A 13,937-nucleotide genomic window follows, 5' to 3' on the forward strand; every position below is an offset into this window, starting at 1 on the left:
TCGTTTCCTTGTCGCATCATGTGGCCTCACCCGTGAGGCCGTTTATTGTTGTTTTAATCAGGCAATATTGCGCAGAAAGCCGCAAATAAGGTTGATAAAGTTCTGCTTAGAGAGATCCGCTGCCGCCAACGTTTGAGTATGCGAGAGCTTCACGTCACTCAGACCTTCCGCCATATTGGTAATCGCAGAAACGGCCACGACCTTCAGGTCACAATGGCGTGCTGAAATAACTTCAGGCACAACGGACATTCCAACGACATCCCCGCCAATAATTTGCATCATGCGAATCTCTGCCGCCGTTTCGAAATTCGGCCCCGGATACGAGACGAACACACCTTCCGTCAGGGGGAAACCCTCTTCTTTCGCCACTTTTTGCAACAGTGCGCGGTAGTCCGCATCGTAGGCATTCGCCAGCGAGAAGAAGCGTTCGCCAAAGCGTTCATCGTTAAGACCCACCATCGGTGTACCTGGCATGGTGTTGATGTGGTCTTTCAGCGCAACCAGACTGCCCGCACCGACTTCCGGACGCAGTGAGCCCGCCGCATTGGTGCAGAACAGCAGTTCACAGCCCAGCAATTTGAAAGTACGAATCGCGTCGGTCATGATGGTCATTCCACGACCTTCATAGAAATGCCCTCGACCTTTCATACATGCCACCGGAACGCCCTGGAGATGCCCCAACACCAGCTCACCCGCATGTCCATGCACCGTACTCACCGGGAAACCCGGCAGCTTTTCATAGGAAATGGCGACAGCGTTATCAATCTGATCGGCCAGCGCGCCCAGCCCGGAACCTAAAATAAAAGCCACTCGTGGTGTGAAATCTGGTTTATAAGCCTGGATAATATCGACGCAATACAGCGGGTTATGAGAAAATTGAGCCTGAGACATATATATCCTTTTTTCAGTAGGGTTGAATCTAATGTCTTTTTATAGCGAGGTTGTCCCGGCTCTTACCAATACACTTTCCTCACGCATTCAATAGCGATTTGATATCGATGGATTTATATCTTTTCACTATTAATTCCCAGCAAAAACTGTATTGGCGATATTCACTCCCTTGCATTAACAATATGCTGTTTTTAACAAACCACTTTATTAAGCAATCTACTAATAACGATCGGCATAGGGAATTATGCTATGAAAAAACATCTTTTAACTCTGACGCTCACCTCTTTATTAGCCGTACCCGTAATCTCCCACGCAGAATTTAAAGGTGGGTTTGCAGATATCGGCGTGCATTACCTGGACTGGACCAGCCGAACCACCGAGAAATCGTCAACTAAGTCACACAAAGATGATTTTGGTTATCTGGAACTGGAAGGCGGTGCCAACTTTAGTTGGGGAGAAATGTACGGGTTTTTCGACTGGGAAAACTTTTATAACGACCGCCACGATAAACCAGGTAGTGAGCAGCGTTATACCTTTAAAAATACCAGCCGCATTTACCTGGGCAATACCGGATTTAATCTCTACCTGCACGCGTATGGCACCTACGGTTCTGCAAATCGGGTAAATTTCCACGACGATATGTTCCTGTACGGTTTTGGCTACAACTTCACCGGTAACAGTTGGTGGTTCAAACCTTTCTTTGCCAAACGCTATACGGATCAAACCTATTACACGGGCGATAACGGCTACGTGGCAGGTTGGGTTGCGGGTTACAGCTTTATGCTGGGCAGAGAGAAATTCACCCTCACCAACTGGAACGAGTACGAGTTTGATCGTGATGCCACCTACGCAGCAGGTAATGGCGGTAAAGAAGGGCTGAACGGTGCGGTCGCCCTCTGGTGGAATGCTACCCCGAATATAACTACGGGGCTTCAGTATCGCTACGCGGACGACAAGCTGGGAGAAGCCTGGTATCAGGACGCCATCATTTACTCGGTCAAATTTAACTTCTGAACCATTTCTGCCGGGATTCCCGGCAGAAATGCATAACACGATATATGATACAACGGCTCCCCTTCTCGCCCTGCCATCACTATTCCCCCTGTTCTTGCTCCACGTCCTCTAATGCTTCACCAGCTGTTGAAAGTGTCCGGTTCTTCCTTCGCTACTGTGACGAAAACCTTTAATTGTTTTAAAGAGTCATTCATCTATTTTCTTCATGAATGAATGCAATAAATCAATTTTATTTCTCAAACTGGAAGAAGCACAATAGAACCATCGATTATCTGGAGCCTTTATGAAACTTTTTCGTATCCTCGATCCTTTCACCTTAACCCTGGTCACGGTGGTGTTACTGGCTTCTTTCTTTCCGGCCAGAGGCGATTTCGTCCCCTTCTTTGAAAATCTGACCACGGCAGCCATTGCCCTGTTGTTCTTTATGCACGGCGCGAAGTTGTCGCGAGAGGCCATTATTGCAGGCGGTAGTCACTGGCGACTGCATTTGTGGGTGATGTGCAGTACCTTCGTGCTGTTTCCGGTTCTGGGCGTGTTGTTTGCCTGGTGGAAACCAGTAAACGTCGATCCAATGCTCTATTCCGGCTTTCTCTATCTTTGCATTCTCCCAGCCACCGTGCAGTCTGCAATCGCTTTTACCTCGATGGCGGGCGGTAACGTTGCGGCGGCCGTTTGTTCTGCATCAGCATCCAGCCTGCTGGGTATTTTCCTTTCGCCATTGCTGGTTGGTCTGGTGATGAATGTTCACGGTGCAGAGGGCAGCCTCGAACAGGTCGGTAAGATTATGCTGCAGCTGTTACTACCTTTTGTGTTGGGGCATCTTTCTCGCCCGTGGATTGGCAACTGGGTGGCGCGTAATAAAAAGTGGATTGCGAAAACTGACCAGACTTCCATTCTGTTGGTGGTCTATACGGCCTTCAGCGAAGCTGTTGTTAACGGCATCTGGCACAAAGTCGGTTGGGGTTCGCTGCTGTTTATTGTGGTAGTTAGCTGCGTATTGCTGGCTATTGTGATTGTGATTAACGTTTTTATGGCGCGTCGACTGGGTTTCAATAAGGCAGATGAGATAACGATTGTCTTCTGTGGTTCGAAAAAGAGCCTGGCGAATGGTATTCCGATGGCGAACATTCTGTTCCCAACGTCAGTTATCGGTATGATGGTGCTGCCACTGATGATTTTCCATCAGATCCAGCTGATGGTTTGCGCGGTGCTGGCGCGTCGTTATAAGCGCCAGACCGAGCAACTACAGGCGCAGCAGGAAAGCCACGCAGGGAAGATTTAAAGCGGACGTTTCAGGGGCTGAACCAGTTGCGTCAGCCCCTCGGTTTTAATCAGCAGCGTGATTTGCATTAGCTCACCGAGTTTTCCTGCCGGGAACTCATCCTTGCGGGCAAACCACAAAAGATACTCTTCCGGCAGGTCGATTAAGCGACGCCCTTTGTACTTGCCAAACGGCATTATCGTATTGGCTATTTCAATCAGCTGCTCTTTTTCCATCTCAGTTACCCAGCAAACGTAGCATCTCTGCTTCGTCGATCACTTCAATGCCCAATTCCTGCGCTTTCGCCAGTTTAGAACCTGCGGCTTCTCCGGCGATCACCAGATCGGTTTTCTTCGAAACGCTGCCCGCGACTTTCGCGCCCAGTTCGACCAGGCGAGCTTTAGCATCATCACGCGACATCTGACTTAAGCTACCGGTGAGCACCACGGTTTTACCGGCAAACGGACTGTCGATCTCTTCCGCGTTAATCACCACCGGCGCAGGCCAGTGAACACCTTCCGCCAACAGCTCGCTGATGACATTGCGGTTACTGTCTTCGGCAAAGAAGTTGTGAACATGGGATGCGACGACAATTCCGACATCGGGCACTTTTTGCAGCTCTTCAATCGAGGCTGCTTCCAGTGCGTCCAGCGTGCCGAAATATGCTGCCAAACCTGCTGCAGTGGCCTCGCCGACTTCGCGAATGCCAAGCGCATAAAGGAAGCGAGCAAAGGTGGTTTCTTTCGCTTTTTCCAGCGCGTTAACCACGTTTTGCGCTGATTTCGGCCCCATTCTCTCCAGTCCGGTCAGTTTGCCTGCGGTGAGTTTAAACAGGTCAGCAGGTGTGTGGACGTACTCTTTTTCAACCAGCTGGTCGATGATTTTGTCACCCATACCGTCAACGTCCATCGCCCGACGGGAAACAAAATGTTTCAGCGACTCTTTACGCTGAGCGCCGCAAATCAGGCCACCTGTACAGCGGGCGACTGCTTCACCTTCCACACGCTCGACGTCAGAACCACATACCGGGCAATGCGTCGGGAATACAACCTCACGGGTGTCTTCAGGGCGTTCAGAAAGCACGACGTTAACCACCTGCGGGATCACATCGCCAGCGCGGCGGATCACCACCTTATCGCCAATACGTAAACCAAGACGTTCGATTTCATCGGCATTGTGTAAGGTAGCATTGCTCACCAGCACGCCTGCAACATGTACAGGTTCCAGACGCGCAACGGGCGTAATAGCGCCGGTACGCCCAACCTGAAACTCAACGTCACGCACGAAAGTCATCTGTTCCTGCGCCGGGAATTTAAATGCCACTGCCCAGCGCGGGGCACGTGAAACAAACCCAAGCTGTTCCTGCTGCGCCAGTGAGTTGACTTTAATCACCACGCCGTCGATATCAAAGCCCAGCGTCGGGCGGTCTTCTTCAACTTTGTGATAAAACGCCAGCACCTCTTCTGCCGATTCACATAACGTGACACGATCGCTGACCGGTAATCCCCACTTTTTAAATTGCATTAAACGACCAAGATGGGTGTCCGGCAGCTCGCCGCCTTCCAGCACACCAACGCCGTAGCAGAAGAACGTGAGCGGTCGCTTCGCCGTGATACGCGGATCAAGCTGACGCAGCGAACCTGCCGCAGCATTACGTGGGTTAGCAAATACTTTCCCGCCCGTGCGTCGCGCCTCTTCGTTGATCTTTTCGAACCCTGCTTGTGGCAGGAATACTTCACCACGCACTTCCAGGCGCGCCGGGATATTCTCACCATGCAATTTCAGCGGAATCGCGCGAATAGTACGGACGTTAGAGGTGATGTCTTCGCCGGTGGTGCCATCACCACGGGTCGCCGCACTGACCAGAACGCCATTCTCATACAGAATGCTGACGGCAAGGCCATCAAGCTTCAGCTCACAGCACCAGGTGACTTTTTCGTTACTTTTCAGACGATCCAGTACGCGTTTGTTGAAAGCGAGAAAACTCTCTTCATCAAAAACGTTGTCCAGCGACAGCATCGGTACTTCATGACGGATCTGGCTGAAGGCTGCCAGCGGCGCTGCACCTACGCGCTGGGTTGGTGAATCCGGGGTAATGAGTTCCGGATGTTTTGCTTCCAGCTCGCGCAGCTCACGCATCAGCCTGTCGTATTCAGCGTCGGGAATTTCCGGCGCATCCATCACATGATAAAGATATTCATGATGGCGAAGCGTCGTTCGCAGTTCTGTGAGTTGTCTTTCGATTGATTCCATATCGCACCATCAATGCTAAAAACCCCCGACAAGCGGGGGTTCGAAGAAGAGTTAATTTGCCTTAAGTGTATCAGACGTTAGCGTCTTTCACTTCGCGGATGATGTCCTGATACTCGCGCAGTTTCTGCGGAGTCATCATACGGCGCTGATCGTCAAGAACTACGCCACCGACTTCATCAGCGATATGCTGCGCAGATTGCAGCATCAGCTTGAAGTTTTGCAGTTCATCACCATAAGACGGAACCTGCATAAAGATAGTGACGCCAGGAGTGGTGAAATCCTTCATTTCAGGATCGAATGTTCCCGGTTTCACCATATTCGCCAGGCTGAATAACGCAGGGCCACTGCCGTCCGGGCTGAGATGACGATGGTAAATATTCATATCGCCAAAGATAAAGCCCGCCTGCTGAATGCTGTTAAGAAGCAGTTCACCATTCAGCTCGCTACCGTGATGCGCCGCGACGTTCATAATGATCACCGCTTCTTTACGCTTCGGCTTATCCATGACAGGTGCCGGTTCATTTACAGGTTCAGGCTGCGGTGCCGCTACGGGTTCCGCAACCTGGAAAGCCTGCTGCGCTGGTTGGGGCGCTGGCTGCGTCGGTTGCGGAGCTGGCGGTACTTGCGAAGCAACCTGCTGTTCAGGCTGCGGCTGGTAGGTCGGCTGCTGAACCGGCTGCGGTTGCTGAACCGGCTGCGCTGAATGCGGAGCATGTTGCGGCGATACCTGCGCTTCAGGCGGCTGCTGAACCGGTTGACGCGGCTGCGCAGACGCATAAGGCGGTTGGTACTGGTGTTGCGGCGACGGACGAGCAGCCTCATGCTCCTGGGCGTTAGCCGGGGCATGATTTACGCGGTGAACACGAACCTCACCAACGCCCTCATCATCTTCGACATCCTCATCATAAGAATCGTCGTCACGTTTTGACTTCATTCGTTTTAATGGCCGATCGCGGAACATAGAAGATCGTTCTTTACGGCTGGTCCAGAAACCATGTACCAGTAAAGCGATTATGGCGATCGCGCCAACAATGATTAATATCAGACGCAAATCCTGCATCATTATATTCTCTGTTGTTCTAACACCTTGCCACCACGGCAAACATTTACTCACTAAGAGTATTTGCCGATTACCTCGAGTGCAAGTGCACTCTTAACTTTCACAGCACAAAGATAGATGAAATCGTGCTTTTTGCTGTTTTTTCGAACATATCCTAACTGTCCATTGCGCAATTACCCGGTAAAATACGCAGAATTTTCCTGGGATTGGTCAAAAGGAGCATCTCCTGATTATGGTTTCAACATACACATCTTCCCCACGCAGCGGTTTTTACTATTTTGCGCAAGGCTGGAAGCTCGTCTCGCAACCCGGGATTCGGCGTTTTGTCATTTTACCTCTGTTGGTCAATATTTTGTTGATGGGAAGTGCATTCTGGTGGCTCTTTACCCAACTGGATGTCTGGATCCCATCATTAATGAGCCACGTGCCTGACTGGCTGCAATGGTTAAGCTATTTGCTGTGGCCTGTCGCGGTTCTCTCCGTGCTGCTGATTTTTGGCTATTTTTTCTCAACTATTGCGAACTGGATTGCCGCGCCATTTAACGGTTTATTGGCTGAACAACTGGAAGCAAGGCTGACAGGCGCTACGCCGCCGGATACCGGAATTTTGGGTATCATGAAAGATGTGCCGCGAATTATGAAACGCGAATGGCAAAAATTTGCGTGGTATTTGCCACGCGCCATCGTATTGCTGATCCTCTACTTTATCCCTGGCATCGGGCAAACCGTCGCGCCAGTGTTGTGGTTCCTGTTCAGCGCCTGGATGTTAGCCATTCAGTACTGCGACTATCCGTTCGACAACCACAAAGTGCCGTTCAAAGAAATGCGCACTGCCCTGCGCACGCGCAAAATCACTAACATGCAGTTTGGCGCATTAACGAGTCTGTTCACGATGATCCCGGTGCTCAACCTGTTCATCATGCCGGTGGCCGTCTGTGGCGCGACAGCAATGTGGGTCGATTGCTATCGCGCTAAACATGCACTATGGCGGTAACAATCTTCCGGTTATTTTGTAAACTATTTGTATGAAACAAGGGTGGCTTATGCCACCCTTATTCCATCTTGCAAGTCATTATTTCCCTTCTGCATATAGATATGCTAAATCCTTACTTCCGCATATTCTCTGAGCGGGTATGCTACCTGTTGTATCCCAATTTCATACAGTTAAGGACAGGCCATGAGTAAGATTTTTGAAGATAACTCGCTGACTATCGGTCACACACCGCTGGTTCGCCTGAATCGCATCGGTAACGGACGTATTCTGGCGAAGGTGGAATCTCGTAACCCCAGCTTCAGCGTTAAGTGCCGTATCGGTGCCAATATGATTTGGGATGCCGAAAAACGCGGCGTGCTGAAACCCGGCGTTGAACTGGTTGAACCCACCAGCGGCAACACTGGTATTGCTCTGGCTTATGTGGCAGCCGCTCGCGGTTATAAACTCACTCTGACCATGCCAGAGACAATGAGTATTGAACGCCGCAAACTGCTGAAAGCCCTGGGCGCAAACCTGGTACTGACTGAAGGCGCGAAGGGCATGAAAGGCGCGATTCAAAAAGCAGAAGAAATTGTCGCCAGTAACCCAGAGAAATACCTGCTGCTACAACAATTCAGCAACCCGGCGAATCCGGAAATTCATGAAAAAACCACCGGTCCGGAGATCTGGGAAGATACCGACGGTCAGGTTGATGTATTTATTGCGGGTGTCGGTACTGGCGGTACGCTGACCGGCGTCAGCCGCTACATTAAAGGCACCAAAGGCAAGACTGACCTCATCTCTGTTGCCGTTGAGCCAACCGATTCTCCCGTTATCGCCCAGGCGCTGGCAGGTGAAGAAATCAAACCCGGCCCGCATAAAATCCAGGGCATCGGCGCTGGCTTTATCCCGGCGAACCTTGATCTCAAACTGGTCGATAAAGTTATTGGCATCACCAATGAAGAAGCTATCTCTACTGCACGTCGTTTAATGGAAGAAGAAGGCATTCTTGCCGGAATCTCTTCCGGTGCGGCGGTTGCTGCGGCGTTGAAACTACAAGAAGATGAAAGCTTTACCAATAAGAATATTGTGGTTATTCTGCCATCATCGGGTGAGCGTTATTTAAGCACCGCATTATTTGCCGATCTCTTTACCGAAAAAGAATTGCAACAGTAATGCCAGGTTGTTAAAAATGCGTAAAAAAGCACCTTTTCAGGTGCTTTTTTGTGGCCTACTTCAAATTTTAGCCTCTCCTGGCATTGATTCAGCCTGTCGGAACTGGTATTTAACCTGACTAATTATTTTGATGCGCGAAATTAATCGTTACAGGAAAAGCCTTAGCTGAATCGATTTTATGATTTGGTTCAATTCTTCCTTTAGCGGCATAATGTTTAATGATGAACGAAACGTCAGCGGTCGATATCCGCCAGCAATGGACTGTACAGAACACTTCGTGCGTCGCGTCTGTTAAAAACTGGCGCTAACAATACAGGCTAAAGTCAAACCGCCAGGCTAGACTTTAGTTCCACAACACTAAACCTATAAGTTGGGGAAATACAATGTTCCAGCAAGAAGTTACCATTACCGCTCCGAACGGTCTGCACACCCGCCCTGCTGCCCAGTTTGTAAAAGAAGCTAAGGGCTTCACTTCTGAAATTACTGTGACTTCCAACGGCAAAAGCGCCAGCGCGAAAAGCCTGTTTAAACTGCAGACTCTGGGCCTGACTCAAGGGACCGTTGTGACTATCTCCGCTGAAGGCGAAGACGAGCAGAAAGCGGTTGAACATCTGGTTAAACTGATGGCGGAACTCGAGTAATTTCCCGGGTTCTTTTAAAAATCAGTCACAAGTAAGGTAGGGTTATGATTTCAGGCATTTTAGCATCCCCGGGTATCGCTTTCGGTAAAGCTCTGCTTCTGAAAGAAGACGAAATCGTCATTGACCGGAAAAAAATTTCTGCCGACCAGGTTGATCAGGAAGTTGAACGTTTTCTGAGCGGTCGTGCCAAGGCATCAGCCCAGCTGGAAACGATCAAAACGAAAGCTGGTGAAACGTTCGGTGAAGAAAAAGAAGCCATCTTTGAAGGGCATATTATGCTGCTCGAAGATGAGGAGCTGGAGCAGGAAATCATAGCCCTGATTAAAGATAAGCACATGACGGCTGACGCAGCTGCTCATGAAGTTATTGAAGGTCAGGCTTCTGCCCTGGAAGAACTGGATGATGAATACCTGAAAGAGCGTGCGGCTGACGTGCGTGATATCGGTAAGCGCCTGCTGCGCAACATCCTGGGTCTGAAGATTATCGATCTGAGCGCCATTCAGGATGAAGTCATTCTGGTTGCCGCTGACCTGACACCGTCCGAAACCGCACAGTTGAACCTGAAGAAGGTGCTGGGTTTCATCACCGACGCGGGTGGCCGTACTTCCCACACTTCTATTATGGCGCGTTCTCTGGAGCTGCCGGCCATCGTGGGTACTGGTAGCGTCACTTCGCAGGTGAAAAATGACGACTATCTGATTCTGGATGCCGTAAATAATCAGGTTTACGTCAATCCAACCAACGAAGTTATCGATAAATTGCGCGCTGTTCAGGAGCAAGTTGCTTCTGAAAAAGCAGAGCTTGCTAAACTGAAAGATCTCCCGGCTATTACGCTGGACGGTCACCAGGTAGAAGTGTGCGCTAACATCGGTACTGTTCGTGATGTTGAAGGTGCAGAACGTAACGGCGCTGAAGGCGTTGGTCTGTATCGTACTGAATTCTTGTTCATGGACCGCGACGCGCTGCCAACAGAAGAAGAACAGTTTGCTGCCTATAAAGCAGTGGCTGAAGCGTGTGGTTCGCAGGCTGTTATCGTTCGTACCATGGACATTGGCGGCGACAAAGAGCTGCCGTACATGAACTTCCCGAAAGAAGAGAACCCGTTCCTCGGCTGGCGTGCTATCCGTATCGCGATGGATCGTAAAGAGATCCTGCGCGATCAGCTCCGCGCTATCCTGCGTGCCTCTGCTTTCGGTAAATTGCGCATCATGTTCCCGATGATCATCTCTGTCGAAGAAGTTCGCGCTCTGCGCAAAGAGATCGAAATCTACAAACAGGAACTGCGTGACGAAGGTAAAGCGTTTGACGAATCAATTGAAATTGGCGTAATGGTGGAAACACCGGCTGCCGCAACAATTGCGCGTCATTTAGCCAAAGAAGTTGATTTCTTTAGTATCGGCACCAATGATTTAACGCAGTACACTCTGGCAGTTGACCGTGGTAATGATATGATTTCACACCTTTACCAGCCAATGTCACCGTCCGTGCTGAACTTGATCAAGCAAGTTATTGATGCTTCTCATGCTGAAGGCAAATGGACTGGCATGTGTGGTGAGCTTGCTGGCGATGAACGTGCTACACTTCTGTTGCTGGGGATGGGTCTGGACGAATTCTCTATGAGCGCCATTTCTATCCCGCGCATTAAGAAGATTATCCGTAACACGAACTTCGAAGATGCGAAGGTGTTAGCAGAGCAGGCTCTTGCTCAACCGACAACGGACGAGTTAATGACGCTGGTTAACAAGTTCATTGAAGAAAAAACAATCTGCTAATCCACGAGATGCGGCCCAATTTACTGCTTAGGAGAAGATCATGGGTTTGTTCGATAAACTGAAATCTCTGGTTTCCGATGACAAAAAGGATACCGGAACTATTGAGATCATTGCTCCGCTCTCTGGCGAGATCGTCAATATCGAAGACGTGCCGGATGTCGTTTTTGCGGAAAAAATCGTTGGTGATGGCATTGCTATCAAACCAACTGGTAACAAAATGGTCGCTCCGGTTGACGGCACCATTGGTAAAATCTTTGAAACCAACCACGCGTTCTCTATCGAATCCGATAGCGGCGTTGAGCTGTTCGTCCACTTCGGTATCGACACCGTTGAACTGAAAGGCGAAGGCTTCAAGCGTATTGCTGAAGAAGGTCAGCGCGTGAAAGTTGGCGATACGGTTATTGAATTCGATCTGCCGCTGCTGGAAGAGAAAGCCAAGTCTACCCTGACTCCGGTTGTTATCTCCAACATGGACGAAATCAAAGAACTGATCAAACTGTCCGGTAGCGTGACTGTGGGTGAAACCCCGGTTATCCGCATCAAGAAGTAATTCTTGCCGCAATGAAAAATGGCGCCATCGGCGCCATTTTTTTATGCTTCTAACAGCGGCGGCAAAATCAATTCATCGCTCTCATGTTGCTGGGTATAACGCATTACCTCCAGCACACGTAAGCCCGCGCTGTGTACTGCGTCGGTTAACGCCTTCCCTTTCAGTAATCCACTAATAAGCTGGGCGCAAAACAGATCGCCAGTACCTTTCAGGTCGGTTTTTACCCGTGAATGGGAAATGACATTCACGCTATCGGCACTGACCACCACCACCTGCATCTCCTGGTGTTCTTCATTGCCGGAGGCGCTGGTAACAACCACCCATTTTAATGTCTCTGAAAGCAGGCTTTTTGCAGCAGCAATGGCGCTGTCGAGGTCGCGGCAGTTTTTACCGGTCAATATTTCCAGCTCAAAGATATTTGGCGTAATCCCCTGCGCCAGCGGCAGTAAATATTGCCGATACGCATCGGGAAGATCAGCTTTGACGTAAATACCGCTATCAATATCGCCAATCACCGGATCAACCATAATCAGCAAGTCAGGATGCTCTTCGCGTAAGGCTGTCAGCCATTCAGCAAGGATTTTGATTTGCGATGCCGTCCCCATATAGCCCGTGGTAACAGCGCGAAGTTGGCGCAGCGCATCACGCTCCTGAAGCGCACGCAAATAGCCACTAAACCACTCGTCCGGAATCGCACCACCGTAGAACGTATCGTAATGCGGCGTATTGCTCAGCAACACGGTCGGCACGGCAAAGACATTCAGGCCGTTCTGTTTAATCGCAGGCACGGCAATGCTGTTACCTACGCTGCCGTACACCACCTGCGACTGCACGGCGACGATATCCGCCTGCAGCGCCCTGCTCTTATCGTTAAACAACAACAAACTACTCATTTAGTTTTTCTCCTTGCCGATGATCCCCATCGTATTCCAACCGAAACTTTACCTGATTCTGGCAGTCAAATCGGCTATCACAAAACAAGGATAAGGTAATTCAGTGAAGAAAATCATTTGTCTGGTCATTACGCTGTTAATGGCACTTCCCGCTTACGCGAAGTTAACAGCCCATGAAGAAGCCCGCATCAACGCCATACTAGAGGGATTAGCACAGAAAAAGGATTTGATATTTGTACGCAACGGCGATGAACACACCTGCGATGAAGCGGTTTCCCACCTGCGTCTGAAGCTGGGCAATACCCGTAATCGCATTGATACTGCCGAGCAATTTATTGATAAGGTTGCCTCGTCATCATCGATTACCGGAAAGCCTTACATTGTGAAGATCCCTGGTAAGAGCGATGAAAACGCGCAACCTTTTTTACATACGTTAATTGCCCAGACGGATAAAACGTTGCCTGCGCAATAAACTCAAATCCCCGCCCCCTGGCTAAAGTGTTCTTCGCCAAATACGCCGGTGGAAAGGTAGCGATCGCCGCGATCGCAGATAATCGCCACCACTACCGCGCCAGCGTTAGCTTTTGCCACGCGCAGCGCACCAGCAACCGCGCCGCCAGAACTAACGCCGCAGAAAATCCCTTCCCGCACCGCCAGTTCGCGCATGGTGTTTTCCGCATCGCGCTGATGAATATCCAGCACCTCATCCACCAGCGAGGCGTTGAAAATCCCCGGCAGATACTCTGCTGGCCAGCGGCGAATGCCCGGAATGCTGCTGCCCTCTTCTGGCTGCAGGCCGACAATGGTCACCGGTTTGGATTGCTCGCGCATAAACCGTGACACACCGGTAATGGTGCCGGTTGTCCCCATACTGGAGACAAAATGGGTAATGCGACCGCCAGTTTGCTGCCAGATTTCCGGCCCGGTGGTGGTGTAATGGGCGTAGGGGTTATCGGGGTTGTTGAACTGATCGAGCAACTTGCCTTCGCCCCGGTTCGCCATTTCCAGCGCCAGATCGCGCGCGCCTTCCATGCCTTGTTCTTTGGTCACCAGAATCAGCTCCGCACCGTAGGCACGCATCGCCGCACGGCGTTCCTGGCTCATGTTGTCGGGCATCAGCAATTTCATGCGATAGCCTTTTAGCGCGGCGATCATTGCCAGCGCAATGCCGGTGTTACCGCTGGTGGCTTCAATCAACACATCGCCCGGTTTAATCTCACCGCGTTTTTCCGCCTCAACAATCATCGATAGCGCCGCACGATCTTTCACCGAACCTGCCGGATTATTACCTTCCAGCTTTAACCAGACTTCACTGCCGTTATCCGGCCCCATTCGCTGTAACTTCACCAGAGGCGTATTGCCTATTGTTTGTTCTAATGTACTCACGATCTCTGTCCATACATGGTGTTGCCTGATGCGACGCTTGCGCGTCTTATCAGGCCTACAGGTTACA

General features: G+C 50.4%; 14 protein-coding genes. 8 read left to right on the forward strand and 6 right to left on the reverse strand.

Features of this window, described 5'->3' with window-relative positions; all coding sequences use genetic code 11:
• Positions 1-57: 57 nt before the first annotated feature.
• Positions 58-891: a xanthosine phosphorylase gene (gene xapA / locus RGV86_RS06200; protein ID WP_032225890.1), complete on the reverse strand. Its 834-nt coding sequence runs from the start codon at positions 889-891 to the stop codon at positions 58-60.
• Positions 892-1,140: 249 nt separating this feature from the next.
• Here xapA and RGV86_RS06205 point away from each other — a divergent pair, with 249 nt between their 5' ends.
• On the forward strand, positions 1,141-1,905 hold the full coding sequence (locus tag RGV86_RS06205) for a nucleoside-specific channel-forming Tsx family protein (protein ID WP_085460997.1): 765 nt from the start codon (positions 1,141-1,143) through the stop codon (positions 1,903-1,905).
• 283 nt (positions 1,906-2,188) lie between these two features.
• Complete coding sequence (locus tag RGV86_RS06210; protein WP_000765627.1) at positions 2,189-3,187, forward strand: bile acid:sodium symporter family protein; 999 nt, start codon at positions 2,189-2,191, stop codon at positions 3,185-3,187.
• Here RGV86_RS06210 and RGV86_RS06215 read toward each other — a convergent pair.
• The 3 genes from RGV86_RS06215 to zipA form a co-directional block, all read right to left on the reverse strand.
• Positions 3,184-3,402 carry a DUF3820 family protein gene (locus RGV86_RS06215; RefSeq protein ID WP_000410201.1) on the reverse strand — a complete coding sequence of 73 codons (219 nt, stop codon included), beginning with the start codon at positions 3,400-3,402 and terminating at the stop codon, positions 3,184-3,186. The two genes, RGV86_RS06210 and RGV86_RS06215, sit on opposite strands and share 4 nt — an antisense overlap.
• Position 3,403: 1 nt before the next feature.
• Positions 3,404-5,419 (reverse strand): NAD-dependent DNA ligase LigA, encoded by a 2,016-nt coding sequence (gene ligA / locus RGV86_RS06220; RefSeq protein ID WP_032225892.1) that lies wholly within the window; start codon positions 5,417-5,419, stop codon positions 3,404-3,406.
• Between the two features lie 70 nt (positions 5,420-5,489).
• Entirely contained in the window at positions 5,490-6,482 is a 993-nt protein-coding gene (zipA, locus tag RGV86_RS06225; protein WP_032225895.1) for a cell division protein ZipA, read from the reverse strand.
• 229 nt (positions 6,483-6,711) lie between these two features.
• Here zipA and cysZ point away from each other — a divergent pair, with 229 nt between their 5' ends.
• The 5 genes from cysZ to crr all read left to right on the forward strand — a co-directional run bounded on the left by cysZ (position 6,712) and on the right by crr (position 11,591).
• Positions 6,712-7,473, forward strand: coding sequence for a sulfate transporter CysZ (cysZ, locus tag RGV86_RS06230; protein ID WP_000255356.1), 762 nt, complete (start codon positions 6,712-6,714; stop codon positions 7,471-7,473).
• Between the two features lie 183 nt (positions 7,474-7,656).
• Complete coding sequence (gene cysK / locus RGV86_RS06235; protein ID WP_000034402.1) at positions 7,657-8,628, forward strand: cysteine synthase A; 972 nt, start codon at positions 7,657-7,659, stop codon at positions 8,626-8,628.
• Positions 8,629-9,011: 383 nt separating this feature from the next.
• Positions 9,012-9,269 (forward strand): phosphocarrier protein Hpr, encoded by a 258-nt coding sequence (gene ptsH / locus RGV86_RS06240; RefSeq protein WP_000487600.1) that lies wholly within the window; start codon positions 9,012-9,014, stop codon positions 9,267-9,269.
• Between the two features lie 44 nt (positions 9,270-9,313).
• Positions 9,314-11,041 carry a phosphoenolpyruvate-protein phosphotransferase PtsI gene (gene ptsI / locus RGV86_RS06245; RefSeq protein ID WP_000623129.1) on the forward strand — a complete coding sequence of 576 codons (1,728 nt, stop codon included), beginning with the start codon at positions 9,314-9,316 and terminating at the stop codon, positions 11,039-11,041.
• Positions 11,042-11,081: 40 nt separating this feature from the next.
• On the forward strand, positions 11,082-11,591 hold the full coding sequence (gene crr / locus RGV86_RS06250; RefSeq protein WP_000522247.1) for a PTS glucose transporter subunit IIA: 510 nt from the start codon (positions 11,082-11,084) through the stop codon (positions 11,589-11,591).
• A gap of 41 nt (positions 11,592-11,632) precedes the next feature.
• On the opposite strand, the gene pdxK is transcribed toward crr, so the two are convergent.
• Positions 11,633-12,484 (reverse strand): pyridoxine/pyridoxal/pyridoxamine kinase, encoded by an 852-nt coding sequence (pdxK, locus tag RGV86_RS06255; protein ID WP_000096632.1) that lies wholly within the window; start codon positions 12,482-12,484, stop codon positions 11,633-11,635.
• Positions 12,485-12,587: 103 nt separating this feature from the next.
• On the opposite strand from pdxK, the gene RGV86_RS06260 reads away from it, so the two are divergent.
• On the forward strand, positions 12,588-12,956 hold the full coding sequence (locus tag RGV86_RS06260; RefSeq protein ID WP_000719935.1) for a YfeK family protein: 369 nt from the start codon (positions 12,588-12,590) through the stop codon (positions 12,954-12,956).
• A 2-nt stretch (positions 12,957-12,958) separates the two neighbouring features.
• Here RGV86_RS06260 and cysM read toward each other — a convergent pair whose 3' ends face one another.
• Complete coding sequence (gene cysM, locus RGV86_RS06265) at positions 12,959-13,870, reverse strand: cysteine synthase B (protein WP_000105472.1); 912 nt, start codon at positions 13,868-13,870, stop codon at positions 12,959-12,961.
• Between the last annotated feature and the right edge of the window lie 67 nt (positions 13,871-13,937).

This window comes from Escherichia ruysiae (assembly GCF_031323975.1).
In the GTDB taxonomy this organism is placed as follows: domain Bacteria; phylum Pseudomonadota; class Gammaproteobacteria; order Enterobacterales; family Enterobacteriaceae; genus Escherichia; species Escherichia ruysiae.

What these genes read in the sequence shown, in the direction of transcription:
- xapA (WP_032225890.1), bottom strand. Translation starts at nt 891, where the DNA reads ATGTCTCAGGCTCAATTTTCTCATAACCCGCTGTATTGCGTCGATATT.
- RGV86_RS06205 (WP_085460997.1), top strand. Translation starts at nt 1,141, where the DNA reads ATGAAAAAACATCTTTTAACTCTGACGCTCACCTCTTTATTAGCCGTA.
- RGV86_RS06210 (WP_000765627.1), top strand. Translation starts at nt 2,189, where the DNA reads ATGAAACTTTTTCGTATCCTCGATCCTTTCACCTTAACCCTGGTCACG.
- RGV86_RS06215 (WP_000410201.1), bottom strand. Translation starts at nt 3,402, where the DNA reads ATGGAAAAAGAGCAGCTGATTGAAATAGCCAATACGATAATGCCGTTT.
- ligA (WP_032225892.1), bottom strand. Translation starts at nt 5,419, where the DNA reads ATGGAATCAATCGAAAGACAACTCACAGAACTGCGAACGACGCTTCGC.
- zipA (WP_032225895.1), bottom strand. Translation starts at nt 6,482, where the DNA reads ATGATGCAGGATTTGCGTCTGATATTAATCATTGTTGGCGCGATCGCC.
- cysZ (WP_000255356.1), top strand. Translation starts at nt 6,712, where the DNA reads ATGGTTTCAACATACACATCTTCCCCACGCAGCGGTTTTTACTATTTT.
- cysK (WP_000034402.1), top strand. Translation starts at nt 7,657, where the DNA reads ATGAGTAAGATTTTTGAAGATAACTCGCTGACTATCGGTCACACACCG.
- ptsH (WP_000487600.1), top strand. Translation starts at nt 9,012, where the DNA reads ATGTTCCAGCAAGAAGTTACCATTACCGCTCCGAACGGTCTGCACACC.
- ptsI (WP_000623129.1), top strand. Translation starts at nt 9,314, where the DNA reads ATGATTTCAGGCATTTTAGCATCCCCGGGTATCGCTTTCGGTAAAGCT.
- crr (WP_000522247.1), top strand. Translation starts at nt 11,082, where the DNA reads ATGGGTTTGTTCGATAAACTGAAATCTCTGGTTTCCGATGACAAAAAG.
- pdxK (WP_000096632.1), bottom strand. Translation starts at nt 12,484, where the DNA reads ATGAGTAGTTTGTTGTTGTTTAACGATAAGAGCAGGGCGCTGCAGGCG.